General features: G+C 41.5%; 22 protein-coding genes. 14 read left to right on the forward strand and 8 right to left on the reverse strand.

The features are described 5' to 3' along the window. Positions 1–251: 251 nt before the first annotated feature. Together dnaG and V7L05_RS20745 are read right to left on the reverse strand one after the other, a co-directional pair. Positions 252–2,171, reverse strand: a complete 1,920-nt coding sequence (gene dnaG / locus V7L05_RS20740; protein ID WP_335166758.1) for a DNA primase — start codon at positions 2,169–2,171, stop codon at positions 252–254. Next, positions 2,137–2,265, reverse strand: coding sequence for a hypothetical protein (locus V7L05_RS20745; RefSeq protein WP_335166760.1), 129 nt, complete (start codon positions 2,263–2,265; stop codon positions 2,137–2,139). Before V7L05_RS20745 ends, dnaG begins: the two co-directional genes overlap by 35 nt. Positions 2,266–2,488: 223 nt before the next feature. Here V7L05_RS20745 and tftA point away from each other — a divergent pair, with 223 nt between their 5' ends. Next, entirely contained in the window at positions 2,489–3,841 is a 1,353-nt protein-coding gene (gene tftA, locus V7L05_RS20750; RefSeq protein WP_335166762.1) for a hormogonium tapered terminus morphoprotein TftA, read from the forward strand. Between the two features lie 338 nt (positions 3,842–4,179). Here the strand turns inward: tftA and cls are convergent, their stop codons facing one another. Further along, positions 4,180–5,622 (reverse strand): cardiolipin synthase, encoded by a 1,443-nt coding sequence (gene cls / locus V7L05_RS20755; protein WP_335166763.1) that lies wholly within the window; start codon positions 5,620–5,622, stop codon positions 4,180–4,182. Positions 5,623–5,738: 116 nt separating this feature from the next. Continuing rightward, positions 5,739–6,569, reverse strand: a complete 831-nt coding sequence (locus tag V7L05_RS20760; RefSeq protein ID WP_335166764.1) for an endonuclease/exonuclease/phosphatase family protein — start codon at positions 6,567–6,569, stop codon at positions 5,739–5,741. A 279-nt stretch (positions 6,570–6,848) separates the two neighbouring features. Between V7L05_RS20760 and V7L05_RS20765 the strand changes: the two genes are divergently transcribed. Further along, positions 6,849–9,413, forward strand: coding sequence for a BsuBI/PstI family type II restriction endonuclease (locus V7L05_RS20765; protein ID WP_335166766.1), 2,565 nt, complete (start codon positions 6,849–6,851; stop codon positions 9,411–9,413). 258 nt (positions 9,414–9,671) lie between these two features. Here V7L05_RS20765 and V7L05_RS20770 read toward each other — a convergent pair whose 3' ends face one another. Further along, positions 9,672–11,516, reverse strand: coding sequence for a tetratricopeptide repeat protein (locus V7L05_RS20770; protein WP_335166768.1), 1,845 nt, complete (start codon positions 11,514–11,516; stop codon positions 9,672–9,674). Between the two features lie 91 nt (positions 11,517–11,607). On the opposite strand from V7L05_RS20770, the gene V7L05_RS20775 reads away from it, so the two are divergent. Together V7L05_RS20775 and V7L05_RS20780 are read left to right on the forward strand one after the other, a co-directional pair. Beyond that, on the forward strand, positions 11,608–12,249 hold the full coding sequence (locus V7L05_RS20775; RefSeq protein WP_335166770.1) for a zeta toxin family protein: 642 nt from the start codon (positions 11,608–11,610) through the stop codon (positions 12,247–12,249). Position 12,250: 1 nt separating this feature from the next. Then, positions 12,251–12,436 (forward strand): hypothetical protein, encoded by a 186-nt coding sequence (locus V7L05_RS20780; protein ID WP_335166772.1) that lies wholly within the window; start codon positions 12,251–12,253, stop codon positions 12,434–12,436. Between the two features lie 84 nt (positions 12,437–12,520). Here V7L05_RS20780 and V7L05_RS20785 read toward each other — a convergent pair whose 3' ends face one another. Beyond that, the gene (locus V7L05_RS20785) at positions 12,521–14,869 is read right to left on the reverse strand and encodes a hybrid sensor histidine kinase/response regulator (protein ID WP_335166774.1); all 2,349 of its coding nucleotides are present in this window, start codon (positions 14,867–14,869) and stop codon (positions 12,521–12,523) included. Between the two features lie 615 nt (positions 14,870–15,484). Here V7L05_RS20785 and V7L05_RS20790 point away from each other — a divergent pair. The 5 genes from V7L05_RS20790 to V7L05_RS20810 all read left to right on the forward strand — a co-directional run bounded on the left by V7L05_RS20790 (position 15,485) and on the right by V7L05_RS20810 (position 19,246). After that, a complete protein-coding gene (locus tag V7L05_RS20790) occupies positions 15,485–17,077 on the forward strand; it encodes a DEAD/DEAH box helicase family protein (RefSeq protein ID WP_335166796.1) in 1,593 nt (530 codons plus the stop codon). Beyond that, positions 17,007–18,221 carry a DUF790 family protein gene (locus V7L05_RS20795; RefSeq protein ID WP_335166776.1) on the forward strand — a complete coding sequence of 405 codons (1,215 nt, stop codon included), beginning with the start codon at positions 17,007–17,009 and terminating at the stop codon, positions 18,219–18,221. The genes V7L05_RS20790 and V7L05_RS20795 overlap by 71 nt, the downstream gene beginning before the upstream one ends. 15 nt (positions 18,222–18,236) lie before the next feature. After that, the gene (locus V7L05_RS20800) at positions 18,237–18,479 is read left to right on the forward strand and encodes a hypothetical protein (RefSeq protein WP_335166778.1); all 243 of its coding nucleotides are present in this window, start codon (positions 18,237–18,239) and stop codon (positions 18,477–18,479) included. Between the two features lie 94 nt (positions 18,480–18,573). Continuing rightward, entirely contained in the window at positions 18,574–18,810 is a 237-nt protein-coding gene (locus tag V7L05_RS20805) for a hypothetical protein (RefSeq protein ID WP_335166780.1), read from the forward strand. Further along, positions 18,797–19,246, forward strand: a complete 450-nt coding sequence (locus tag V7L05_RS20810; protein WP_335166782.1) for a type II toxin-antitoxin system VapC family toxin — start codon at positions 18,797–18,799, stop codon at positions 19,244–19,246. Before V7L05_RS20805 ends, V7L05_RS20810 begins: the two co-directional genes overlap by 14 nt. A gap of 220 nt (positions 19,247–19,466) precedes the next feature. Here the strand turns inward: V7L05_RS20810 and V7L05_RS20815 are convergent, their stop codons facing one another. Beyond that, positions 19,467–20,156 (reverse strand): PD-(D/E)XK nuclease family protein, encoded by a 690-nt coding sequence (locus tag V7L05_RS20815; protein WP_335166784.1) that lies wholly within the window; start codon positions 20,154–20,156, stop codon positions 19,467–19,469. A gap of 11 nt (positions 20,157–20,167) precedes the next feature. Between V7L05_RS20815 and V7L05_RS20820 the strand changes: the two genes are divergently transcribed. From V7L05_RS20820 to V7L05_RS20840, 5 genes are all read left to right on the forward strand, one after another. Further along, positions 20,168–20,344 carry a hypothetical protein gene (locus tag V7L05_RS20820; RefSeq protein WP_335166786.1) on the forward strand — a complete coding sequence of 59 codons (177 nt, stop codon included), beginning with the start codon at positions 20,168–20,170 and terminating at the stop codon, positions 20,342–20,344. 738 nt (positions 20,345–21,082) lie between these two features. Then, complete coding sequence (locus V7L05_RS20825) at positions 21,083–21,478, forward strand: hypothetical protein (RefSeq protein WP_335166788.1); 396 nt, start codon at positions 21,083–21,085, stop codon at positions 21,476–21,478. 558 nt (positions 21,479–22,036) lie between these two features. Then, the gene (locus tag V7L05_RS20830; protein ID WP_335166790.1) at positions 22,037–22,636 is read left to right on the forward strand and encodes a cytochrome b/b6 domain-containing protein; all 600 of its coding nucleotides are present in this window, start codon (positions 22,037–22,039) and stop codon (positions 22,634–22,636) included. A 24-nt stretch (positions 22,637–22,660) separates the two neighbouring features. After that, a complete protein-coding gene (locus V7L05_RS20835) occupies positions 22,661–24,094 on the forward strand; it encodes a bifunctional orotidine-5'-phosphate decarboxylase/orotate phosphoribosyltransferase (protein WP_335166792.1) in 1,434 nt (477 codons plus the stop codon). A gap of 154 nt (positions 24,095–24,248) precedes the next feature. Next, positions 24,249–25,346: an AI-2E family transporter gene (locus tag V7L05_RS20840; RefSeq protein WP_335166798.1), complete on the forward strand. Its 1,098-nt coding sequence runs from the start codon at positions 24,249–24,251 to the stop codon at positions 25,344–25,346. 61 nt (positions 25,347–25,407) lie between these two features. On the opposite strand, the gene V7L05_RS20845 is transcribed toward V7L05_RS20840, so the two are convergent. Continuing rightward, on the reverse strand, positions 25,408–25,566 hold the full coding sequence (locus V7L05_RS20845; protein WP_335166794.1) for a hypothetical protein: 159 nt from the start codon (positions 25,564–25,566) through the stop codon (positions 25,408–25,410). Between the last annotated feature and the right edge of the window lie 115 nt (positions 25,567–25,681).

Genomic DNA, 25,681 nt, shown 5'->3' on the forward strand with positions numbered 1-25,681 from the left:
GGCTTTAAGCTCTTTACTTGTTCGTAGGTCATCAATGCTACCCAACTCTAACCTAACTTGTCCCATGCATTTGGGACTTTTGCAAGAGGTCTAATATATGAAATTTACTATAAAAACAAGTCAGAAGAATACCATAAAATGTCGCTTGTGCAACATTATGGTGACTTTTAAGTGGACGTGCTTGACGGCAATGAGTGATGCTGGGATACTTCTGCGACATATCAAGAGTTAGGTTGGGCGTGAGTGCGAAACTACAACAACTCTGTGATCGAAAATAATCGTTGTCGGTCTATTTTCTGAAGCTTGATTTTTTCAGCGTAGAAAGCCTGATAATAAGATTGATACCGCTCTGGTTCAGCTTCTGGATCAGTTTTTTGCCATAGTTCCAAAAAGTGACGATAGCGTTTTTCAAGCATTACCAAATCCATACAAGCGATCGCAGCTTGAACTACTTGCGGAGCCCGAGGTATTTCTATCTTCCATTTCTCGTTCAGATGAAATAGATGCGACACTAATCCCAAGTCTTCTGATAATTCTAAATATATGTTTTCCAGATTTGAAATTAAATCTACCTGTTCCACTGCTGCATCTAAAATCTGTTGCCATAAAAATCGGTGGTGGGAAAGGCTAAATTGCAAATCTCGCTCTTCTAGTTCGTCAATAATCGCTTGACGCTGTTCAGGACAATGCAAGTAAATTCGTAGTAATAACGCCTCTGCGTGTTCTAAAAGGCTGCGATCAGGGGGAGGTGCTGGAGATTGACGAGAAAGATAATTCTTTACACTCGCTGTGATCGGTTTTTGTTGTCTGTTAACGGTTGCAGTGCCACCTAATTGAGTTTCTAGATTTTCTTCTCGCAAACGTACAAGTCCAGCGTCATCTAAGCTAAGTATTTGGGCGCAGTAGGCGACATAAAATTTACGTGTTTCGCTAGCTTCAATTCGCTTCAGCAGCTTTACCATCTGCTGAGTTACTTGTTGAAAATCAGTAGCCTGTTTTAAGTTGCGATCTTTAATAATTTCTTGAATCTGCCAGTCTAGCCAAAGTGGAGCATTTTTTAGCAGTTCTCCATAATCTTCTGGAGTGTGAGTATGCAAATATTCATCAGCATCTTTGCCATCGGGTAAATTGAGAATCTTTAGCTGAACTTCGCCCTTGTATGCTAATTCGGCAATTTCACCGATCGCACGTTCGGCGGCATTTGTTCCGGCTTTATCAGCATCAAAGTTGAGTACTAATTGTTTCGATTCGGTGTAGCGTAATATTAGCCGCACTTGTTCTAAGCTTAAGGCAGTACCGAGGGAGGCGACGGCGTTATTAATACCAACGGCGTGGAGAGCGATCGCATCAAAATATCCCTCTACCACCACCGCTTGATCAACTTGGGAAATCCCACCTTTAGCTTGATCAAGGGCAAATAATGTTTTACCTTTACTAAAAAGTTCGGTTTCTGGTGAATTCAAATATTTAGGCTGTTCATCAGTCAGAGTTCTACCACCAAAGGCGATGACGCGCCCTTGGACATCACGGATCGGAATCATTAAGCGATCGCGGAATACATCATAATAACCGCCTCCTTCCTTGCGTGGCTTAATCAATCCCGCTTTTTCCAGTATTTGCGCTGGGTAATGTTTATCTTCCACTAGATAACGATGGAGAGTTTCCCAACCTGCGGGAGCATAACCTAAACCAAATTGCTGTATAGTTTCTTCTTTGAGTTTGCGGTTAGATTGTAAATATTGAATTGCCTTTTGCCCTTGAGATTGTCTGAGGGCGTGTTGATAAAACTGTGCTGACGAAGCGAGAACTTCATACAACTGCTCACGCAAAGATAGCTGGCGCTGTAATTCTTGGCGTTGTTCGGGTTCTAGGGTTTGTACAGGTACTTGGTAACGCCGTGCTAAATCCAGCACCACATCTGGAAAAGAACGCTTTCCCAACTCCATCACAAATTTAATGGCATTTCCCGCAGCTTGACAGCCGAAGCAATAGTACATTTGCTTCGTCTGGCTGACGGTGAAGCTAGGAGATTTTTCATCATGGAAGGGGCACAAACCGACAAAATCCTTGCCACGTTTGCGTAAAACTACGTATTCCGAGACGACATCTACAATATCAGCCCGTAGTTTAACTTCCTCAATTGTGTCTGGGTGCAAGCGGGGGATTTGCATATTTAATTATTGGGCATTGGGCATTGGGCATTGGGCATGGGGCATGGGGCATGGGGCATGGGGCATTGGGCATTGGGCATTGGGCATTGATCAATAATTAATAGTTCTTCTTTCCCTGCTACCTCATCTCCCTCATCTCCCTCATCTCCCTTATCTCCCTCATCTCCCTCATCTCCCCACTACCTGAGCATTAACTTTGGAGAAATACCAAAGGACAAATGACTTTAGACTTCTGATCGCTATTATATTCTTGTTGCTAGACCAAGCATGATGTATAGAATTGCTTATACTTAATTTTATCAGAGGAAATACTGAAAATGGGACGTATTTTTATATCGGCGGCTCATGGAGGCAAAGAAGCTAGAGGAATCGATGCAGGTGCGATCGCAGGTGGTACAACTGAAGCTAAAGAAATGATTCTGCTGCGGGATTTGATTATCACGGAACTAAGAGCGCGAAATTTGGAAATTTTGGCGGTTCCTGATGACTTGAGTGGCGCTCAAACTATCACCTGGATCAATTCCCGCGGCCGTCGGGGTGATATCGCCCTAGAAATTGAATCTAATGCGGCTAACAGCCCTTCTGTGCGTGGGGCTAGCGTCTTCTATATTGCTAATAATAGCGATCGCAAAAGTAATGCTCAACAGTTGCTAATCGGCTTGTTGCGTCGCGTACCCCAATTACCGAATCGAGGAGTCAAGCCAGATACAGATAGTGGCTTAGGTAGTTTAGCATTCTGTCGCCAGACAACGCTTCCGGCTTTGGTGATGCAAGTGGGGTTTCTCAGCAATCCAGACGATCGGGCTTTGCTGCAAACTCGTCGCCGCGATTTTGCTTTGGGAATTGTCGATGGACTAGTAACTTGGAGTCGTGTGATTGACCCCACTCCTGGAACTCCGGCAGAAGCAAATTATCCGCCAATTAATATTAATATTAATGGGCAAAGTTACACAGAGCAAGGGGTTTTAGTTAATGGGAATGCTTACATCCCTATTGATTTAGTAGACCTTCTACGAATTGACCTTTCAAAAGCAGCTAATGTCAATCGGATTACCTATCACAAAGTAGTTTATGTCAAAGCGATCGAACTGCGAGATTTTAAGGTTGCAGTTAGTTGGGATGCTGCAAATCGTACTGTCAGCTTGCGCTCGAATTTGACGGTTTGCCCTGGTCAATTTGACCGAGTTATGTCGAACGGTAATACTTCAGAAGTACAGTTACAATTATTTATCAAAAACAATAATGAAAATGCTTTGGTAAAGTTTCCTGACATTCCAAAACTTTATCGGGAAGAAGCAGGTATAGAGGGAGTAAACTATGATATTGCCTTTTGCCAAATGTGTGTAGAAACTGGATTTTTACGATTTGGTGGTGATATTAAACCTGAGCAAAATAACTTTGCTGGCTTAGGTGCGATCGGTGGTGGTTCGGAGGCTGCATCTTTTCCAAGTGCCAGAATTGGAGTGAGGGCGCACATCCAACATTTGAAAGCTTACGCCAGTTTAGAACCTTTGGTACAAGAAGTAGTAGATCCCAGGTTTCGCTTTGTCACACGCGGGATTGCAACATTAATTGATCAGCTATCAGGGCGGTGGTCAGCAGATTTGGATTATGGTACGAAAATTTCAGCAATGCTCAAACGATTATATGAATCAGCAGGACTTCTTTGAGTACTAATGGGAGCATCTCAGTGAAAGCAAATACACTACACGAAGATTCCTGCTCCCTCTCCTTAGTAAGGAGAGGGCTGGGGTGAGGTTTAGGCTTTCTACGAAAGTGAGATGCTCTCAGTACCAATTCTGTATGAAGATGCGCTAAACCATATTTAAGTACAAGAAAGAAAAACGAACCGCAAAGGACGCAAAGGACGCAAAGGACGCGAAGAAAGAAAGAAAGAAAGAAAGAAAGAAAGAAAGAAAGAAAGAAAGAAGTTAAAAGGGTTTGGCGCTGCCTCACAAAGAAATGGTATTACGCAATTGTGACAGTTGCGTAAGTCTTGTATTAGTGATTAAAGTAAAGGAGTCAGCAATCGAGAGACTCTCACAGCTAACTTGAACCAAAAAGGTTTTTTATCGTACTCATCAAGATCAACAGCAACACAGACGGCCAAATCATTCTCTAACATTTTTTTCACACTTTGGACAAACCGAGGCTCGGTAACAAAACCCATAACTTCAAAGTTTAGGGAAAAAGAGCGATTATCTAAGTTAACAGTTCCTACCCCTGCTATATTCTCATCAACGACTATAATTTTCTGGTGCATAAACCCATTTTTGTAACGATACAACCTGATACCGATTGTTTCCATTTCGGTGTAGTAAGAGAAGGAACATAAATAAACAAATAAGTGATCGGGTCGATTTGGTAAGATAATTCGCACATCTACACCTCGCATTGCTGCCAGTTTTAAGGCTGACAATGTTGCCTCATCCGGTACAAAGTATGGACTAGCAATCCAGAGGTGAGTTTGAGCTTGATTAATTAGTTGCACGAAAAAAAGCTTACAAGCTGGTAGCGGATCTGCTGGACCTGTAGGAAGAATGAATGCAGTTTGATTAGTTTCCCGATTAATTTTTACCTGCCAATTAACTTCGATAAGTTTTCGAGTCGCCCAATACCAATCTCGCACAAAGGAGTTTTGTAAACTTTGTACAGTTGGACCTTCGAGCATCATGTGGGTGTCGCGCCAGGGACTCAAGCGAGGATTTTTTCCTAAATATTCGTCACCAATATTCAGTCCACCTACAAATGCTATTTCTCCATCCACCACCAGAATTTTCCGATGATTGCGAAAATTAAATTGGAACCGATTACCCTGGCCTTTGGTGGTGTTAAATGCACTCACTGCAATTCCATACTGTTTTAGCGACTCGATATAAGAACGAGATAGTTTCTTTGAACCAATTTCATCGTAGAGAAAGTAGATGTTTATTCCTTCTTTGGCTTTAGCAATCAATGCTTTTTTAAACTCATTCCCTGCTTGATCATCGTTAACAGTATAGGATTGCAACAGAATATAATTTGTCGCTGATGCAATCTTTTTCAGCATCGCTTCATAGGTTTGCTGACCATCAATCAGTAATTCGGCAGCATTACCTGATGTGAAAGAAATTTCTGTTAAAGCCTCGGCTAATGGTTGCAACTTGGCTAGTTTATCTGGTGGCGCAACCTGAAATTTAATAACTTCACTATAAGTCTGATGAACAAGCTTGTAGTGTTGTGCATAGACTGAGCGCAGTGTTTCAGCATATCCATGAAATTTAGTTCTTCCTAAAATCCAATACAACGGAATCGCTAGCCAGGGGAAGGTAATTAGAGAAATGCTCCAGGCAATTGCCCCTTGGGAAGAACGCACATTCATCACTGCATGGGCTGCATGTGCAACTCCCACGACATGAACAACAACTGTAGCTGTGCTAAAAATAGCTAGAACACCACCATCTACAAGCATCTTAGTTTTTTTGAGTATTGATATCAGGACTTACGCAAACAATAGCCGAAAAGAGTGATTTTCTGGTAGGGGCAATTCATGAATTGCCCCAGAGGGCGTGTGGTTTTGCGTAAGTCCTAGATATAAGTAAATTCTGCCAGCAATGGCTTGTGATCGGATGAACAAATTTTGTCTAGCACCTTAGCACTGGCTTTCTTTGCGCTAAGATTTCGATAAAAGATATGATCTAAAGGGGGTGATAACAGGAAGCGTTTAATTTTCTCCTTCTCATGAGGTGCAAAAATTACTGGCGTTAATCCCAATTTAGTTATTACTTGATTGAGGATTACTGCTCTTTTTTGACTCCAAGTATTGAAATCTCCTGAGAATATTAATGGACCACTATGTGTAGATAACGCTAGCTCTAATTCCTTTAGTTGTATTTTAAATTTATTTAAATCTACAAAATTGATCAGATGACTATTGATTGTCAGGAGAGTTGTGCTTTGTTCAGATAGCAGATACTCAGTAATTAAAGAAATTTTAGGAGTTCTAACAATTGGCTCATAATGTTTAGTAGTTATAACTTTTATGGTGAGTGGACTGATTGTAGCTGCTGTGAAAATTCCCGAATAGCTTTGATGATGAATATCTACAAAGTTAGGAGCAAAATTCCAATTCATTTTCAGCCATTTTGACCATTCATCTGCTTCTAACCTTAGAGAGAATTCTTGTAGAAAGATGAGGTTTGGTTGATAAGTTTCAATTATTTTTGAAAAATCTTTAACCCAAACTTTATTATAGTTTTGTTTAGCAATATTCCAACTGAGAACTTTAATTGATTTACTATTGATTTTTGTTTGGATTGAATTCTTTTTATCAATTGTTAGTTCTTCTAAACTAATAAATCTATAACCCGGAACAAATTTTGTAACGAGAGTGTTTATGTGTTCTTGAATATTAGGCATCACTAATATTAAAATGGATTTCTTCTAGCTTAACGCTATTGAAATTTAGAAACGATTCCTTTACATCCTTCTCTGGCAGACGCTGCGCGTAGCTTGTTTCTCCGTAGAAGTATGCGTCTACGTTTTTTCATAATTTTGCGTAAGTCCTGATTAAAAACGCTACGCTTTTACCCAAAACTATACTAAGGTTTTGCACAATGCGATCGCAAACCTGGACTGCTTCAGCATCAGGATGCCCTAAAGTTGTTGTAAACTTGATCGCAATTAAGAAGACAGACCGTGATCGTCCCATCAAGCAGTAGAGCATTAGTAGCAAGTCATAACAGTAGTTTGGGGTTTACCAGCCTCGCAAAACTATCAAGTGGAAACTTGCTTGCAGAAGTGGATCTTCGTCGGGCTGTAGTAAGTTTAAAGCTAAGGCAAACCAAAAAAGGGTCGATGGGTCAGTTTCTGACTCCCGCCTCAGTAGCCCAATTGATGGCTGAGATGTTTAATCGGCTGGATTTACCGGAAATATCCTTGCTTGATGCTGGAGCCGGAATCGGTTCATTACTAGCCGCTTTTGTAGCAAAAGTATGCCAGCATCGACAACACACGTCAAGTTTGCGGGTTGTAGCATACGAAATTGACCCTTTTCTAATTGGATATTTGCATCAGACTCTAGAGTTATGTGAGAGGCAATGCGAAAATGTGGGTATTTCCTTCAATTACGAAATTCGTGAGACTGATTTTATCGAAGATGCAGTTAGGCTGCAAAAGCTTAGTTTATTGAATAGTGCAAACCCAACAGAATTTACCCATGCTATCCTCAACCCGCCTTATTTAAAAATCAATGCTCATTCCAAGATGCGCGAATTGTTGCGTTCCATCGGTTTGGAAACTAGCAATCTTTATACTGGTTTTATGGCTGCCACAGCGCAACTTTTAAAACCAAGTGGGGAGTTTGTAGCGATTACCCCGCGCAGTTTTTGTAATGGTCCATATTTCCGTGACTTCCGCAAGATGTTTTTAGAGATGATGGCTTTAGAGCAAGTACATCTTTTTGAGTCGCGGCAAGAAGCATTTAGTGACGATGATGTTTTGCAGGAAACTATCATCATCCAAGCTACAAAACAAAGGCAAAAGTCGAGCAACGTCATCATCAATACCAGTTCTGGTGCTAATGATGACTTGTTCCTGTCACACTCTTTACCATATACAGAGTTAGTTCACCCCGATGATCTAGAGCAGTTTATTCATATTATTCCAGATAAGATTAGCCAGCAAATCGTTCAGCGAATGGCTCTTTTCACCTGTACTTTGAAAGATTTAGGGCTAACAGTTTCAACCGGACGGGTAGTAGATTTCCGAGCAAAAGATTATCTAAGGACAAATCCAGAAAACAATAGCGTTCCTTTAATTTATCCGGTGAATTTATCGAATGGATATGTAGAGTACCCAAAAATAACCAAAAAGCCCCAAGCGATAGTGCATATAGAAGAAACAGCGAATCTTCTAATACCAAATGAGCATTACGTCTTATGCAAAAGATTTTCATCGAAAGAAGAGAAAAGGCGTGTTGTTGCGGTGGTTTATGATGCCAACCAATTTAATTATGCCTATGTCGGCTTTGAAAATCACTTAAATTACTTTCACAAAGATGGGTGTGGACTTAGCCTTACGTTGGCTCGTGGGCTTGCTGTTTATCTCAATTCAACCCTAGTTGATGCTTTTTTTCGGTTGTTTAATGGGCATACTCAGGTCAATGCAACAGATTTGCGAAAATTAAAGTACCCTAATTTTGAACAGCTATTGTCTTTAGGAACGGGGATTAAAGAACAGTTTCCTTCTTTGCGGGAAATTGATGAACTTATCGAAAATAAGCTACTAAGTATGTCAAATCTATCAGAGAATAATCCAATTGCAACTAAGTCTCGAATTGATGAAGCGCTGCAAATCTTGAAACAATTGGGCTTTCCACAGGAACAGCTTAACAAACAGTCAGCTTTAACTCTCTTGGCGTTGCTTGACTTAAAACCGACAGACTCTTGGCAATTAGCCACTTCCCCTTTGATGGGAATTACGCCGATGATAAACTTTATGGCTCAACATTATGGCGAAAGCTATATGCCCAACTCACGGGAAGGAATTCGTAAGAAAACAGTGCATCAATTTAAAGAAGCAGCTTTAGTAGTTCCTAATCCACATAATCCTAACCGCCCTAACAACAGTCCCAAAACTGTATATCAAATTGAAAACAGTGCGCTCGAACTATTAAGAACTTACGGCACTGACGAATGGGAAAAGAGCATCAACACTTACCTTGCTTCAGTTGAAACTCTGAAAAAGAAGTATGCTCAAGAGCGCGAAATGTCCCGTATTCCCATAGTGATTGACGGAGAAATTCAAACTTTATCACCAGGTAATCATAATAATCTGATTAAAAAAATTATTAATGATTTTGTGCCTCGTTTTACTCCTGGTGGAAAGCTCATCTATGTTGGTGATACAGCTAAAAAGTTCCCCCCCTCCTTCAAGAAAGCAGCGTTGACAGATTTGGGCGTTAACATCGATTCCCACGGCAAAATGCCAGATATGATCATTCACTTCACAACAAAGAACTGGTTGGTGCTGATTGAAGCTGTAACCTCACATGGCCCAATTAATCCTAAACGAAAGAATGAACTTGAAGTCTTATTCAAAGGTGTCCAAATACCTGTGGTGATGGTAACAACATTTCTCACCCGTAAGGCAATGGCGAAATATCTGGCAGAGATTGCTTGGGAAACAGATGTTTGGGTTGCTGAAGATGCAACTCACCTGATTCATTTCAATGGTGAATCTCTGCAGGCTTTCCAAATATAGCAATTCTATCTGATTTGGGAAAAATAATTTTTTATAATGAACCGCAGAGACGCAGAGAGCGCAGAGAGAATAAAGAGAGATTTTCACGAATGCTTTAGGATGTACATGATCGAGGAATTTCTCGTCAGTTCAAAATTGAACATGTCTATGACGGGCTACGCCTACGCAGTTCGTGCTTCTCACCCTAAAGATTCATATTGCGTTTGATTTGTCGCACGTAATGATTAGGATAGCTATCCTAATCATCAAATAACTTGTTTACATTTCTTGCTGATATTCTTCTAACAATTGCGGAATGTGATCGTACCCATCTACACCGATAACTGCAATGATTTTAGGGCGATGTTGCTGTAAGAACTTTTGGAAAGCTTCTGCCCCTATTTGTCCTTGTAAAATTGTCAGTAACCCTGCTGGTTGACGCCACTCACGAGAAGCTATTTGCTCTAAAAGATACATTCCCAAGCAGCCTGTGTAAACAGTTTTTTCGGAATTTTGCAGATGATAATAAGCTTCCGCTAAATAAGCTAAGTTCCGCCCTTGCAGATACAAATCACCGGAAACTTGCGCTGTTTTAAAGCCATCTTCAAGATATTTAATTGCCGTTTGGTGTTGTCCAATTACTAAATAGGCAATTCCTAAGCTGCTGACACATAAGGCTTTACTTTGAATATCGCCTAATTTTTCTGATAATTTTAAACCTTGTTCCAAATAATTAATTGCGGCTTCATAGGTTTCTGGTTCTAGGTTTTCCAGTTCCTGAGCCTGCATGACTTCGCTATAACCTAAATTTACCAGCGCGTTGGCTTCTCCTGTGCGATCGCCTGCTTGCCGACTCAATATTAATGCCCGTTGACTATAGTTAATTGCTTCAGCATAATTTTGCTGTTGCACGTAGGTGCGGCTGAGGTGGTTGAGATTGGCAATTTCACAGGCGCGATCGCCTGCATTTCTGGCGATCTCTAGCGCCTGCTGATGAAAATCAAGCGATCGCTGATATTCTCCCAAAGCACGCTGCGAATAACCTAAGAGCGTCAAAATTCGCGCCTTTTCCTGGGTTCCTTCACCTCGTCGCAGTGGTTCATCCAGATAATCTAAGGCATCTCGTAAATAAGTACCAGTAAAAGAGGCAAAAATCCCGCCGTAAAAGGGAAAATACGGACGCTGGGCAAAGGTTCGCAAAATCTGGAGCATGATTTGAGAACTGGCATCGCTGTATACTGTCCCAATGCTGGCAAAACCACTTGCTAACTGACTCCAAATCACTGCAAAGGTCAAGAACGTGGAAATGGACAACTTTGGCCCTGCTTTCACATCGTAAGCTTGTTGGTCAAACCAGTTAATTAGTCCCCGTTGTAAGAACTGTAAAATCAATGCCATTTCCACCCAATCTCTGAGGGTGATTCCTCGTTGTCGCTCGGCAAACTCAATTGCCGATTCTTCCAGAGCCAAGGTGCGAAGCAGTGCTTTGGGTAATTCACTATTGAGTTGTTTAGCCCAACTTGCCCAAGGGCCACGTTCTCCCGGTACGCCGCCAAATCCCAAAGATTCTTTTTGCTCATACATCCAACTGAGCAAGTTGTCTTGCAATCGCTGCCAAGAAGCTAAACCACGGGTAATCCCTTCGGAAAATTGTTCTAAATCAGAATCTACCTGAGCAAATTGCTGTAATGCTTTTGATAACTGCTGTAACTGTTGCAAATTTAGCGGATACTTCTGATTGGGGTCAGTAACCCGGATAAATACCGCCAGACGCTCGTCAGCAGGGGCTGTAGTAATTTCTGAAACTGCGGAGGCGATCGCTTCTGTGGCTTTGTTTTGTTCTTGCCAGCGTTGCCATTGACTTTGAATGGTCTTAATGGCTCTCAAACTCCGGGTAGCTTTCGCTGTCTTGAGTTCGTCTTTTTCGCTATCTATTTGGCTTTGGAGGGCATTCAGGCGATCGCTCAAAACTAGCTCAAAGACTTCCCCTGTACCAGAAGTGATTCCTTTAAGCAGCATTTGATACACCATCTCCACAGAGCTAATTTTGCCCTTGAGGGTGGTTTCGACAATTTCATCGATTAAGGCAAGATAGCGATCGCGCAATGGCAGAGAGTCTGTCACTTTGGCTATTAGAAAATGTCACGTCAATTCTAATTCTAGTCCTCGCAGGTGGGGAGCAGGAGAGATTATTTGAGAATGCAACAATAAGTTTTTGATACTCAACCAAGAAAAAGACCAAATCTGGGCCAAAATCATCCGCACAATTAGTATTACCATTAGATTAATGCCCAACCTATACATTATCGGCGGTGCAAACGGTTCTGGTAAAACTACCGCCGCCCTGCAAATCCTTCCCTACTTCCTAGAAGTATTTGAATATGTCAACGCCGATGAAATAGCAGCCGGACTTTCTCCTTTTAACCCGGAATCTGTAGCAGTTCAAGCCGGAAGATTCATGTTAGAAAGACTAGAAACTCTGGTGAATGCTGAAGCTGATTTTGCATTTGAAACTACATTAGCATCTCGGAACTTTGCGCGATTATTGAGAGAATGTAAAAACAAAGGTTATATTATCAACTTAATTTACTTTTGGTTGCAAAGTCCCGAATTAGCGATCGCACGTGTACGCAGACGTGTAGAAAGTGGCGGTCACAACATCCCAGAAGATACTATTCGCCGTCGCTACGAACGCGGACGCAGCAACCTAATTAACTTGTATTTACCTGTGTGTGATACTTGGATAATCTATGATAATTCTGGGTCTGAACCTCTATTAGTGGCTGCATCAAATATCAATCAGGAAGCAATTATCTATGAACCCCAAATCTGGAATCAAATTACAACCAGGGAATAAAGTGCAAATTCCTCTAACAGAAATCCATCAAAAAATTGATGCTGGTGTCAAAGCTGCTATTGCTAAAGCTATTGAAAGACACCGCCGTTTAGGAGAATCTATTAGCATTTGGCAAGATGGCCAAGTTGTTACATTAACCGCCGATCAAATTCCTCCTCTTGATTCAACTGTTAGTCATAGCGAATGACAGTTAAACCATATATACAAATTCACCTTCTACCAAATTACAGTTACAAATCATTCTCCCCTGCCCCCAATGCCCAATGCCCCATCAAGTACGTCCGGTGAGGTTGGCAATTACAGCTGCTAACTCACCCGGATTAACTGGCTTGGGAACGTGGAGTTGAAAGCCTGCCAACAGTGCTTGCGTGCGATCTTCTGCCCTAGCATAGGCTGTTAGTGCAACTGCTGGAATCCGTCCTCCTTCGTCTGTTGACAGCGCCCTGACTTTCCGAATTAGTGTGTAGCCGTCTTCTTGGGGCATACCAATATCGCTCACTAGTACATGGGGTTTAAATTCTTGCAGGGCAAGCAGTGCTTCAGAAGCAGATGCAGCTGCTATGACTTGGGTACCATACTGTCTCAAAATTCTAGTGAGCAAATGACGCGCCTCTGCCTCATCATCGACGATCAGCACCCGCAAGTCATCTAGCTTCGGTAGATAATTATTAGCCTCTTGGATATTTACGCAAGATGAAAGCTCCTCTGCTGTATTAGCTTCTACATCAACGGCTTTGATTGGCAGATTGACAATGAATGTCGCCCCCTGCCCAATTCCTGGACTTTGGGCACAGACTGTGCCACCGTGTAATTCTACCAGGTGGCGGACGATCGCTAACCCTAATCCTAATCCACCATGCGATCGCGTTTTGGAACTGTCGGCTTGACAAAAGCGTTCAAATACATGGGACAGAAATTCGGCAGCAATTCCGCCTCCCGTATCGCTGACCCGAATTTGTACATGGGATTGAATGCGCTGCAATTGCACATCAACTCTTCCCCCCTTGGGTGTGAACTTGACGGCGTTGGAGAGCAAATTCCACACAACCTGTTGCAAGCGGTTGGCATCACCCACAATTACCCCGACTTCCGGCTTGAATCTACACTTGATGCTAATTTCTTTAGCCTGGGCTGCTGGACGCACAGTATCGATTGCTGCCTCTACAAGTGGTACAAGTTTTACTTGATGAATATTTAGATGGAGTGTACCTCTAATAATCCGCGAGACATCTAGGATATCTTCGATCAGTTGCGTCAGGGATTTGGTGTTACGCTCAATTGTCTCTAGTGCCCGGCCAGTAGTAGTCTCATCCAACTTACGACTCCTAAGTAGCTGCGTCCAGCCCATTATGGCGTTTAGGGGTGTGCGGAGTTCGTGGGAGAGTGTGGCGAGAAACTCATCTTTTATGCGGTTTGCAGTTTCGGCTTCGGCGCGTGCTATTTGTTCGCGCTCAAGTAATTGTTTGCATTTTTGCTCTGCTTGCTTGCGTTGTGTGATGTCGCGTTGAGTTCCCCACGCTTTAACTAAAAGACCTTTTTCGACAATTCCCACCAAATTATTCAAAAAATATTTGGAATTACCTTGCTGATCTATTTTATGGGACTCTGCATCGATGAGTCGGTAGTTAGAACGGATAAAACTACGCAGGTATGCAATATTATCTGGATCGGAGGAAACGAGAAAGTCTTCTAGTCTGGCGCTAATAATTTCTTCGGCACGAGAAAAGCCATACATCTGCGCCATCACATTGTTGCATTCTGCTAAGTAAACATATTGGTAAAAATGTTGAATTTGTTCATCTTCTGAACAGTCTGGCGAAATTGGTACTTCCAGTTCGATGCACCAAATACCTTCTGAACTCTGCTCTAAATAAGCGCGGTAGCGTTCTTCGCTTTTACAAAGAGCAAGCTCTATTTGTTTGCGTTCGCTTAAATCAAGTACAAAACTAATAATATTATCTGGATTATTTTCTAACAAAGCAGAAGCTAACAGGATGGGAACGTGGCTGTGATCTTTGCGGATATATTCGTTCTCAAAGGGCTGACACACGCCTTTGGTTGTGAGTTCTGCAATCGCGCGATCGTTAGCTTCAATATATTCTGGTGGTATCATGTCGCTGTCGCGCCATCGAATTTGCCCTGCTAGCAAATCTTCTTGCGAATAACCTACCATTTGTAAAAAAGCATCATTCGCCTGTGCGATCGCTCCGTCCATTTTGCTTACAATTACCCCAATAATGTTGGAATCTACCAACCTTCTAAACCTGGCCTCGCTCACCAAAAGATATTGTTTAGCAGTGCGTAACTCGGAATTTAGCAAGCTAATAAGTATTGTCACCAGCACAAACAAACCTAACCGGACAATGCTATCTAGACTCGCAACAAAGAGCGAAAACACTGGCTCTAAAAAAAAGTAGCTGACAGCTAAAGTAGACAAAGTAGTAGCCAGCAACCCTGCTTCCATGCCGCCATACCAGGCACTAACCGCCACGCCAGCAAAAAACAGCAGGAAAATGGTTGGTTCCAGTAATGGCTGTAGCAATAGTGTTAGCAGCAATCCGCTACCAACAGCCAATAGTGCCACAGCATAAGGCGCTAGCAGGAAACATATTCCTTTCAATGTGGCTTCTCCTTTTATGCAGCTAGCTAAAGGATTATTTCCCAAATCAGCTAGACGATGCCGCAGCTACGACCGTCGTAGACATCGCTTAACACCTATTATGAGGGGAAAAATACACATTTAAGCAGTTAGTTGCTGCGAATCTATCTAAAGTCATAAAACTCAGTTTTAGTAAAGCTTCAATAGCTGATAATTGTCGCTCTAATTATATATATTTTATTTTTGATCCTCTATCAAACAGTATAGATTCATTAAATTTTTAAATTAATTTCCTTTAGTATATAAGTCATTATTTTACCTTTACCTTTAACCATAATTAAACCTCGTTTTTCAAATAAGTATTTATCCTTTAAAAACGGTTCGTGTTGGTTTGCCGATAGGACATTCCGTGACTAATGAGCGCGTCTAGTTGGGTTTTATCTGAGTTACTTGGATGAATCATGCACTTTTTGCGTTATTAGTAATCAAAGGAGTGGGGAGTGGGGAGTGGGGGAGATGAGGGAGATGGGGGAGATGAGGGAGATGAGGGAGAAAGAATGCCCCATGCCTAATGCCCAATGCCCAATGCCCCATGCCCCATGCCCAATGCCCAATGCCCAATGCCCAATTTCCAAAATGGCTCGTACACCTACATTAAATTTTGATCGTGGCACATTAATTTTGCATCCACCACCACGCGGCAAAGGTTGGATGGACTACGCCACATGGGATGATAGAGTTGAGAAATTTCGCATTCCAGCAATTAGATACCGATCGCTAGTGGAAGCACTACAAGCCGAAGATGTTTATTTTATCGATGAGGCGAAGCAATTTTATCCTGTAGATTTGGTTCCTAGTCTGGAAATGGAACCCTATCCCCACCAAACTGAGGCGCTAGCGGCTTGGAAGCTGGCGGGTAGAGTAGGGGTAGTTGTGCTTCCCACGGCGGCGGGAAAGACTTATTTGGCACAAATGGCGATGCAGTCAACGCCGCGCACGACGCTGATTGTGGTGCCAACTTTGGATTTAATGCATCAGTGGTATGCACACTTGGTAGCGGCTTTCCCTGATGCTGAGGTGGGATTGCTGGGAGGTGGTTCGCGGGATAGAACGGCTATTTTAGTTGCAACTTATGATAGTGCTGCAATTCACGCCGAAACGTTAGGGAATCAATATGCGTTGATTGTTTTTGATGAATGTCATCATTTACCGACAGATTTTAATCGGGTGATTGCTGAATATGCGATCGCACCTTATCGCCTGGGACTCTCCGCTACACCAGAACGCACCGATGGTAAACACGCTGACTTAAATATTCTCATTGGCCAAGAAGTATATCGCAAACGCGCTGAAGATTTGGCGGGGAAGGCGTTAGCAGAGCATGAAATTGTCCAAATTAAGGTAAAGTTATCGCAACTTGAGCGGGAAAGATACAATCAACTAATTCAAACCCGCAACGATTTTTTGAAGCAATCTAAGATTTCTTTGGGGAGTCTTCAAGGTTGGCAAATGTTCGTACAAATGAGTGCTAGATCGCAATCTGGACGTAGAGCTATGTTAGCGCACCGGGAAGCGAAAGATATTGCTTTGGGTACTGATGGTAAATTGCGAATTCTGGCTGATTTATTGGCAGAACATTATCCGGCACGAATTTTGATTTTCACTGCGGATAATGCAACGGTTTATCGCATTTCTCAAGAGTTACTAATTCCGGCAATTACTCATCAAACTCCTGTGAAGGAACGCCATGAAATATTAACAAAGTTTCGAGAGGGTAAATATAATACTTTGGTTGCTTCTCATGTGTTGAATGAAGGTGTTGATGTGCCTGCGGCTTCTGTGGCGATCATTTTATCGGGAACGGGTTCGGCTAGGGAGTATACTCAGCGATTGGGGAGGATTTTACGGAAGGGGAATATTGAGAATAAACGGGCAATTTTGTATGAGGTGGTGGCGGAGGATACGAGTGAGGAGGGAACTTCGGCTAGGCGGAGAGGGGAGAGGAATAACGAACCGCAAAGGCGCGGAGGACGCAGAGAGGAGGAGGAGAAAAAAGTTGTGTATGGGAGTGGTAAGAAAAGGAGTTTGAAAGCTGCGGAACAATTAGAAATTAATTATTCAATCCAAAATCCAAAATCTAAAATCCAAAATTCACCAGATGTTACCGACAGACTTACTGATGCATCGCCAAAACGGGGAGGAGATTATTCCGAAGAGACTGAAGATTGATCAGAAAACTTCGGAGTTGGCGATTGAGTTAATTAATTATTTTCAATCAGCAGTGGGGAAGACTCAAGGTGTGCTTGAGCGACAACTGACTGATTTTGAAGGAGATTCTACAGATTATCGGGTGAAGCGGGGATTAGCTTATATTCTGAAAAGCAGTTTTTGCACTTTTGAGGTGGTTAGTCCTCTGGAACCACAAATGTTAAGAGAACGGGTGTTTTCGCTAGCTGCAAAATCGATTTCTAGTCGGGAATCAACAGAAGTTACTCTTGGTAAACTTGCTGATGAGTTAACTCAAGAACTTGAACGGGAAGTTTTATCAGAACAGGTTCGTAATGGACTATATGCTGATTTATCTGAAAATAAGATTTTGACTGTTTTTGATGCACCAATAGCACCAGATTTGTTAAATCGATATAACTTATCTCAGGTGCAGGGTGTATTTTATAAAGCCAGTCAACTTGTATTAAATGCTCATCGGAATGTTCCGGGTGAATATAAGCTGTTATTTCGCTATTTAAAGTTGTTTCAATTGATGGCTTATATTGAGGGTGATGCTGACCACGGGTTTACAATTACCATTGATGGGCCGACCAGTTTGTTTAATCCTAGTACGCGGTATGGGTTAGCGATCGCAAAACTTATTCCGGCTTTACTTCACGTTACTAGATGGAGTCTTTCTTCGATTCTCCAAACCCGCGACGCTTATACAAATGCTTGGAAAACTGGACGTTTTACCCTCAATTCTGAATGTGGTTTGGTATCCCACTATCCACCAGGGAAGCCCTACGATAGTATGCTAGAAGCATCCTTTGCTGATAAGTGGGATGCGTTGAAAAGTGGTTGGGCGTTAGAGCGAGAAGTTGATTTGATACCAATCCCCGGTAGTGTGATGATTCCCGATTTCCGTTTGGTGCATGCTGATGGACGCACCTTCTTATTAGAAATTGTTGGTTATTGGCGACCTGAATATTTACAAAAGAAGTTTTCTCAGGTGCGGCGGGCTGGACGTGACGATTTGATTTTGGCAATTTCCGAGCGACTTAATTTAGAAAAAGCGGGAGTAAAATTAAATGATGTCCCCGCCAGAATTGTTTGGTTTAAAGATAAGTTATTGCCAAAAGCTGTATTAGCTGTAATGGATTGAACAAGGAGGAATCAAATGAAAACTATAGAAACAATTGCCACAGTTACCAAAGATGGTAAAATTACAGCGCAGTTACCATTGGATATTCCAGAGGGTGAACATCAGGTGGTAATAGTAATTGATGAGAAGCTTTTGACTGAAAAAGCAGAGAGCAAGGAAAAACGCCCTCCTCTAAACTTTCCTGTAGATAATTATGGTTATTGGCCTGAAAATCTTTCTTTAAGACGTGAGGATATGTATGGTGATTTGGGTCGCTAACTCTGTATTTATGGACACGAACATCTTGCTGTATACAAATGTGTCCGAATATCCCTTTTACCAAGCAGTGATGTATTAATCTAATAGAAATAGTATGAAAAGTATAGAAACAATTGGCACAGTTACAAAAGATGGTAAGATTACAGCGCAATTACCATTGGATATTCCAGAGGGTGAACATCAGGTGGTAATAGTAATTGATGAAAAGCTTTTGATTGAGGAAACAGAGAATAAAGAAAAGAAAGTACCTCTCAAATTTTCCGCCTATCCTGTAGGATTAGTCTCGGAAAGTTTAACTTTCCGTAGAGAAGACCTTTATGCAAACGACTAATAGCTCTGTTTTCGTCGATACGAATATTTTAGTTTATGCAAATTTAGCCTTGTCGCCATTTCATATACAAGCGGCAGAACGACTGCAAGCACTTGCAGAACAAGGTATTGATTTATGGATTAGTCGCCAAACTTTGAGAGAGTATTTGGCAGCAATGACAAGACGAAGTGACTTAACTGGGAACATTCCTATTACATCTTTAGTGGCAGATGTACGGTATTTTGCTAGTTATTTTCGTTTGGTTGAAGATAATTTGCTGGTGACAGAAAGGTTATTAACACTCATGGAGGAAATTCCTAGCGGTGGTAAGCAAGTTCATGATGCAAATATTGTCGCCACAATGCTAATTTATGGCATTCCTCAGTTACTCACTCACAACACAAGTGATTTTGCTAGATTTTCTGGGTTAATTACTGTCTTGCCATTACAAGGTTAACGCCGTGTGCGACTTTATCTCAAACCTAACCCCCAACCCCTTCCCTTGTAGGGAAGGGGAGCAAGAATCAAAGCCTCTCTCCGTTTCGGGGAGAGGTTTGGAGAGGGGTTCCAAGAATAGGTTGCATATCGCATAGGTTAAATTGCTTGTTGTTACTACTCATAAAAATTTACTTCACGTTACCAAATGCAGTCTTTCGGTAATTGTGCAATCCTACTGATTAACCCCAAACATTTTTGCGTTCCCAAAACTGGGCGACTCTTTTTTCCCACTCTTCCCAGTAATCTTTGATAACTGCTGATTCAAACCAAAATACCTCTGCTGGCATTTCTGGAATCGCTACTACCAAGAGAGCGTGTTTTAGCTGAATGCCATAATCTTGATAATACTCGTTAGCTGCTCCTATGTATGCCGTAAGTTGCAGTGGATGTTCATATAAATGCTCAATTGAGCTTTTAGGTTTGTCTGCTGTTTTCCACTCGCAAATACAGGGAATACCTTGATAGCTGGCAATGCAATCAACTTTGCCAGAATAACCCAAATTATGATGAAAAACAGAGCCTTCGACGAGTCTAACTGTGTCAATTTGTTGTAAAACTGGCTTGATACTCTCCCAATAAGGGCGACTCGCTTCGGGACAAACAGGGTTTTGACCAAGGAGGTAGCGCTCAATTTGTTTGTGTGTTTGGGTTCCCCGACGACTAGCAGATGTAGTAATGCGGGTAGCTTCTTGTGTACCAACACGCGCTTTCCAGTTTAATAATCTGTCTCGGTCTGCTTGTGATTTGGTGGCATTAAGTATTGTAGTAACGCTGGGAAAGCGATTTCCCTTGGCATCTACATAATATTGTTTACCATTTTCTCTCTTGGCTGTGGCATTAATACGTGGTAGCAGTTGGGTATCATGCATGAGTTCGGGTGTTGACTTTGAGATTCCCTGAAGAAGGAAAGTTAATAAAACCCTATTCCATTGTAAGGAACAGAGCTAATCTGGAAGTTTTGTGTTCTCAGGTGGAATCATGGCGTTGTAAAGGCGATCGCACTTATCCAGTTGTAAATGATGATATTCTACAGGCGATCGCACACCTGCACACCTAAACCTCACTTGTGTATACACTATAGACTAAGGAGAGGGGAGATAAAGCACAGCTTTATCGGGGTGAGGTTAAGCCGTACCATCGGAGACATCGCCGCACTTAAAATGTAGAATTATTAGCGATCGCACACTTAAACCTCTGCTGCCCCCAGTATCGAGGCGACTGCTCACCCGTTAGGCATTCTCAGTCTCCGAATAGCAGCAGCTATTAGCCCAAAATGCAATTAAGGCGGGATTTTGGGCTAAAGCTACGCAGTATTGCTTTCTTTTCTGGTTGTCTATTTGGGTACTTCAACAAGATATTTAGCTACTCCAATAGGATATTTGGGTACTTCAACAAGATATTTGAGTACTCCAATAGGATATTTGGGTACTTCAACAAGATATTTGGGTACTCCAATAGGATATTTGGGTACTCCAATAGGATATTTGAGTACTCCAATAGGATATTTGGGTACTCCAATAGGATATTTGGGTACTCCAACAAGATATTTGGGTACTCCAACAGGATATTTGGGTACTCCAATAGGATATTTAAGGACTTAAGACTAATAAACGTAAATTTTATACCGTAAATTCTAGTATTTGTACGTAAAACTAACGAATAAATATGAGATTTCATTGTAGACCATACTTTAATTTTAGTTATTTTTGCTCAGGGCAATGGGGATAGCAGATGGCTAGAGTTTAAACAGAAGCTTGTATTAATTTTTGCATTGGCTTTGATAGGAGATACATATATGGCACGATTAAAACGCAGTTCTACGGCACTGGATAAGGGAACACGACGGATCGCGGGGATGCGATCGATTAGTGAAACGCTGGAATTTGGTAATGGCTTGAGTTTGGTAGAGTATGAGAGGCGGATTCAAACCTTGCAAACGAAGCTATCGAGCTACAACACGATGCTTTCTAGCGTGGATGAAGCGATGGGACAGATTGAATTACTAGAGCAGGATTTGATTAGCTATTCGGAAAAGATGTTGATGAGTGTGAGGACGCACTATGGCAAGAACAGTTTGCAGTATATGCAAGCGGGGGGAAAGCCGCGCCAGAGTCATAAGCGACCTGCTCTTAATGCTGCATTGACGACTGACAGTGATAGCACCAAATCTAGAGAAGGCGATGGGGAATGACAAAAGTACGAAGACAGGAGTGAATTAGGGGAGTGAACTCATAGGTGCGATCGCCCGAATACAAGTAAGCCCTTGCTGACAGTTACTCCGGCAAGAGGCGATCGCACACCTAAACCTCACTAAGGAACCTGAATTAAATAAAATGCAAAACTTCATCCTGTATCTAGCTTCCCTCTCCTTTATAAGGAGAGGGATTGAGGGTGAGGTAAGCCAGGGACATAAATTATAGCAGTTCTCGTTCGGATGCAACACATGGTAGGGGCACAGCATTGCTGTGCCCCTACGAGTGGTACGCCAGTTCGCCCAAGTCGGGAAACCCCCCCACGCGACTGGCTCCTGTATTCCATGCAATTGAGAACCGCTATATATGTTATTTAATTCTTATTCCTAAACTAGATCAATTACTGGTAGAGTTAGCAAACTTTAAAGACTATTCCATCATCTCAAACTTGTTCTGTTGAATCATAGGATGAGAAAATAAGGGTAAGTAATAATCCCCAAACTTGCTGGCCTATTTACCCAAGACAGATAATCAGCAACTTTTATCAGTCAAAATTTATGACTTCGACCCTTCCTTCTCAAACTCGGAAGCCGCCCACTCAAGCAATAGGAGCCAAAATTTTCCACTCCTGTAACATCATTAGTCTATTTATCATGCTCACCAGTGGACTACAAATTTACAACGCCAACCCTGTTTTTGGTGGACGTGCAGGTTTGCACATTCCTCCGATATTTACATTAGGAGGTTGGCTTGCAGGAGGTAGAAACTGGCATTTTGCCGCAATGTGGCTATTCTCGCTAAATCTTTTGTGGTATGGAATTTACGTTTTAATTACCCGGCGCTGGCGACATCGGTTTGTAGGTGGCAATGACCTCAAAGCACTACAAAAAACTCAAAATTCCCAGCGTCTAATTTATGCTTGGCATCGGATTACCTATACAGCAATTATTCCGATCTTGCTGCTGGCATTATTTACAGGAATTGGAATGTATAAACCTGCTCAATTTCCCTGGATTGTGGATTTATTTGGCAGTTGGCAAGCATTGCGAATCGTTCACTTTGCCTCAGTGCCGATGGTTATCTTATTTGCAGTGATTCACTCTCGATTAGGGCAAAAAGCTGGAGGCACTCAACTTACAGAATCGATGTTTTGGTAAACAATCCTTTTTTTACTGATAAATATGAACTTTTTTGATAAATTGAATCGTAATATATTGCAAAATCAAAGCTTACTGTTTGTAGGACTTGATCCAAATCCAGAGATGATGCCTGTACGTTATGAATCTGAAGAACTCATCGCTGGTTTACAGAAGTGGTTACAATTCATTATTGCAGAAACTGCCGATTACGTTTGTGCCTATAAACCCACACTTGGCTTTTATGAAGCGCTAGGTATTCCCGGTTTAGAACTGCTGTACAAAACTTTAGCAGCTATTCCAGCCCACATCCCAGTTATTTTAGATGCCAAACACAGTGACTTAAATACTAGTACCATCTTTGCCCGAACCGTGTTTACAGAATGGCAAGTAGATGCAATCACTCTCAGTCCCTATACAGGACAAGATCATGTAGCACCTTTTTTGGTCTATCCTGAAAAAGCGGTGTTTATTTTATGCTGTACTTCTAATCCAAGTGCAGAAGCTTTACAGCAATATCCTACAAACGAATCACCCCTTTATTTACAGGTGGTCAAAGAATCAAAAACCTGGGGAACTCCAGAACAATTGGGTTTGGAAGTGGGAACTACAAATCCTGAAATATTAGCACTTATTCGAGCGATCGCACCTGAACGAATCATTATGGCGCGTAGCATCTGGGCGGAGGGTCAAAACCTGAAACAAATTTTAGAAGCAGGGTTGAATGCTAACGGTGATGGCTTGCTAATTCCTGTTCCTCAAGATATGTTGGGAAAGACAAAACTATCTCAGGAAGTGCAATCTTTACGCGCAGAAATTAATCAAATCAAAGCTGAAGTTATTCATGACAATTCCACTTGTTCTGTGTGGTTTCCTGATGTTTGTTTGCTAAATCAGCACCCCCAACAAGATTTAATTTTACAACTTTATGACATTGACTGTATTATGTTTGGCAGCTTTATCCAAGCATCAGGAGCGATATTTCCTTATTACATCGACTTACGCAAAATTATTTCCAATCCCCAAGTTTTTAATCAAGTTCTCACTGCATATCAGGATATTTTGAAAAACCTTAGTTTTGATAGATTAGCAGGTATTCCCTATGGTTCTTTACCTACTGCAACTGGTTTAGCTTTGCGCCTTCATTGTCCAATGATTTTCCCCCGTAAAGAGGTGAAGGCGCACGGAACTCGGAAAGTAATTGAGGGTAACTTTCATCCTGGTGAAACGGTTGTGGTAGTTGATGATATTCTCATCAGTGGTAAAAGTGTTATGGAAGGGGCAGAAAAGTTAAAATCAGCAGGATTAAATGTTAATGATATTGTGGTATTAATAGACCATGAACAAGGAGTGAAAGATAGGTTACAGCAAAATGGTTATCGCAGTCATGCAGTTTTAACTCTTTCGGAAATTACTAATACTCTATATCAAGCTGGGCGAATAAATGAGGAGCAATTTTTGGCTTTTGCTGAAAGTTAGTAATCGGAATAATGGGGAGTGGGGAGTAGAGACGCGATTAATCGCGTCTCTACTAGGGAATGGGGGAAGATTTTTGTTATCTACTTCCCATTAGGCATATTTAATTTCCAGGTTCAATCTAGTAATTAGAATAATTTTGATTTTTAAATTAATGATGAATTTTTCACTGAATCAACTACTTAGATGGTTAATTTTTACTCTGCTATTTCCTCTAGTCTTTCTCAATGCATGGCTAGCATTTTTGCTTGTTAAAAATCTTCAACCTGTCGTAACAATTCTTGTCTTGGCTACTTTGCTTGCATTCGTTTTAAACTATCCTGTTTCGATTCTCCAACAGAGGGGAGTTAAACGAGGCTATGCAGTATCATTAGTTTTTATATTAGCATTGGTAATTGTTGTTGCTCTGGGTATCACTTTATTGCCCATTGTTTTAGAGCAATTTAATGAGATGGTTAAAGTCCTTCCCCAATGGATTGATTCTAGTGAAGAAAAACTTCAGATTTTAAATGATTGGTTTTTGAGACACAAATTAAATGTGAATCTCAGTCAGTTATTAACACAAATAACCAACAAATTGCCCAATGAATTAGAGTTTATTTCCGATAAACTTTTAAGCATTATCATAGATACTATTGATAGTATTTCTGAGTCATTAATCACAGTAGTCTTGACTTTTTATCTGTTGTTAGATGGACCAAGAATTTGGGGGGCGATATTTAAGAAGTTACCTGGAAATGTTGCCCAGGACATTAGCCAGTCTATTCAGCAAAACTTCCAAAATTACTTGATTGGTCAGGGAAGTTTGGCTTTGCTGATGGGTTTTTCAGTAACATTATTGTTTTTAGCTTTTCAAGTGCAGTTTGGTTTACTCTTTGGTTTGGGAGTTGGACTTTTGAGCTTAATTCCCTTTGGTGATGTCGTCAGTCTGATTGTCATCACTTTCATAATAGCTACACATGACTTTTGGCTAGCAGCGAAGGTTTTTGCGGTAGCTGTTGTCATTGACCAGTTCATTGATCAGGCGATCGCACCCCGGTTATTAGGTAAATTTACTGGACTTAGACCAATATGGGTATTAATTGCTTTGCTTGTAGGAACCAATGTTGCTGGAGTCTTGGGTTTAGTAGTTGCAGTACCTATAGCTGGTTTTATCAAAGATGTAGCAGATGGTTTTTCTAAATCTGGTGATTCTGATAATGCTGTTGATGGTGAAGCAGCATCAGAATTGTTACCAGAGGAATCAGTATCGTAATGAGTTTGTTGATAAAAAAAGATCCCATCTCTACCGTTAACAAGAAGTTGCAACGGTGTCATTAAGGATGGGGTGTAATTGTCAGGATAGTTATAACTCCTGGTTCAGATCCGTAATACCAAAAAACTCGAAAAGCAGCAGGTGTTTTGTTTTCTACATAGGCTTCAAAAATTTCTTCTCCATTGGCTCCTGATAAAGATTCATATTTGTGAGTATTCAAACTAGGGTGTCGTAGATTTATTGTAAGCGTTCAGGGGGTGCAAAAAAGACGGAAAATAATTCCCAAAATCAAGCAATAAAATTAGGCAGCATTCAACAAGTCACAATCATCATCA

It is taken from the genome of Nostoc sp., from assembly GCF_036917755.1.
GTDB lineage: Bacteria > Cyanobacteriota > Cyanobacteriia > Cyanobacteriales > Nostocaceae > Nostoc.

Excerpts from the sequence above, each read along its gene's own strand:
- dnaG (WP_335166758.1), bottom strand. The coding sequence starts at position 2,171 with ATGCAAATCCCCCGCTTGCACCCAGACACAATTGAGGAAGTTAAACTA.
- tftA (WP_335166762.1), top strand. The coding sequence starts at position 2,489 with ATGGGACGTATTTTTATATCGGCGGCTCATGGAGGCAAAGAAGCTAGA.
- cls (WP_335166763.1), bottom strand. The coding sequence starts at position 5,622 with ATGCTTGTAGATGGTGGTGTTCTAGCTATTTTTAGCACAGCTACAGTT.
- V7L05_RS20760 (WP_335166764.1), bottom strand. The coding sequence starts at position 6,569 with ATGCCTAATATTCAAGAACACATAAACACTCTCGTTACAAAATTTGTT.
- V7L05_RS20790 (WP_335166796.1), top strand. The coding sequence starts at position 15,485 with ATGGCTCGTACACCTACATTAAATTTTGATCGTGGCACATTAATTTTG.
- V7L05_RS20795 (WP_335166776.1), top strand. The coding sequence starts at position 17,007 with ATGTTACCGACAGACTTACTGATGCATCGCCAAAACGGGGAGGAGATT.
- V7L05_RS20800 (WP_335166778.1), top strand. The coding sequence starts at position 18,237 with ATGAAAACTATAGAAACAATTGCCACAGTTACCAAAGATGGTAAAATT.
- V7L05_RS20805 (WP_335166780.1), top strand. The coding sequence starts at position 18,574 with ATGAAAAGTATAGAAACAATTGGCACAGTTACAAAAGATGGTAAGATT.
- V7L05_RS20810 (WP_335166782.1), top strand. The coding sequence starts at position 18,797 with ATGCAAACGACTAATAGCTCTGTTTTCGTCGATACGAATATTTTAGTT.
- V7L05_RS20815 (WP_335166784.1), bottom strand. The coding sequence starts at position 20,156 with ATGCATGATACCCAACTGCTACCACGTATTAATGCCACAGCCAAGAGA.
- V7L05_RS20825 (WP_335166788.1), top strand. The coding sequence starts at position 21,083 with ATGGCACGATTAAAACGCAGTTCTACGGCACTGGATAAGGGAACACGA.
- V7L05_RS20830 (WP_335166790.1), top strand. The coding sequence starts at position 22,037 with ATGACTTCGACCCTTCCTTCTCAAACTCGGAAGCCGCCCACTCAAGCA.
- V7L05_RS20835 (WP_335166792.1), top strand. The coding sequence starts at position 22,661 with ATGAACTTTTTTGATAAATTGAATCGTAATATATTGCAAAATCAAAGC.
- V7L05_RS20840 (WP_335166798.1), top strand. The coding sequence starts at position 24,249 with ATGAATTTTTCACTGAATCAACTACTTAGATGGTTAATTTTTACTCTG.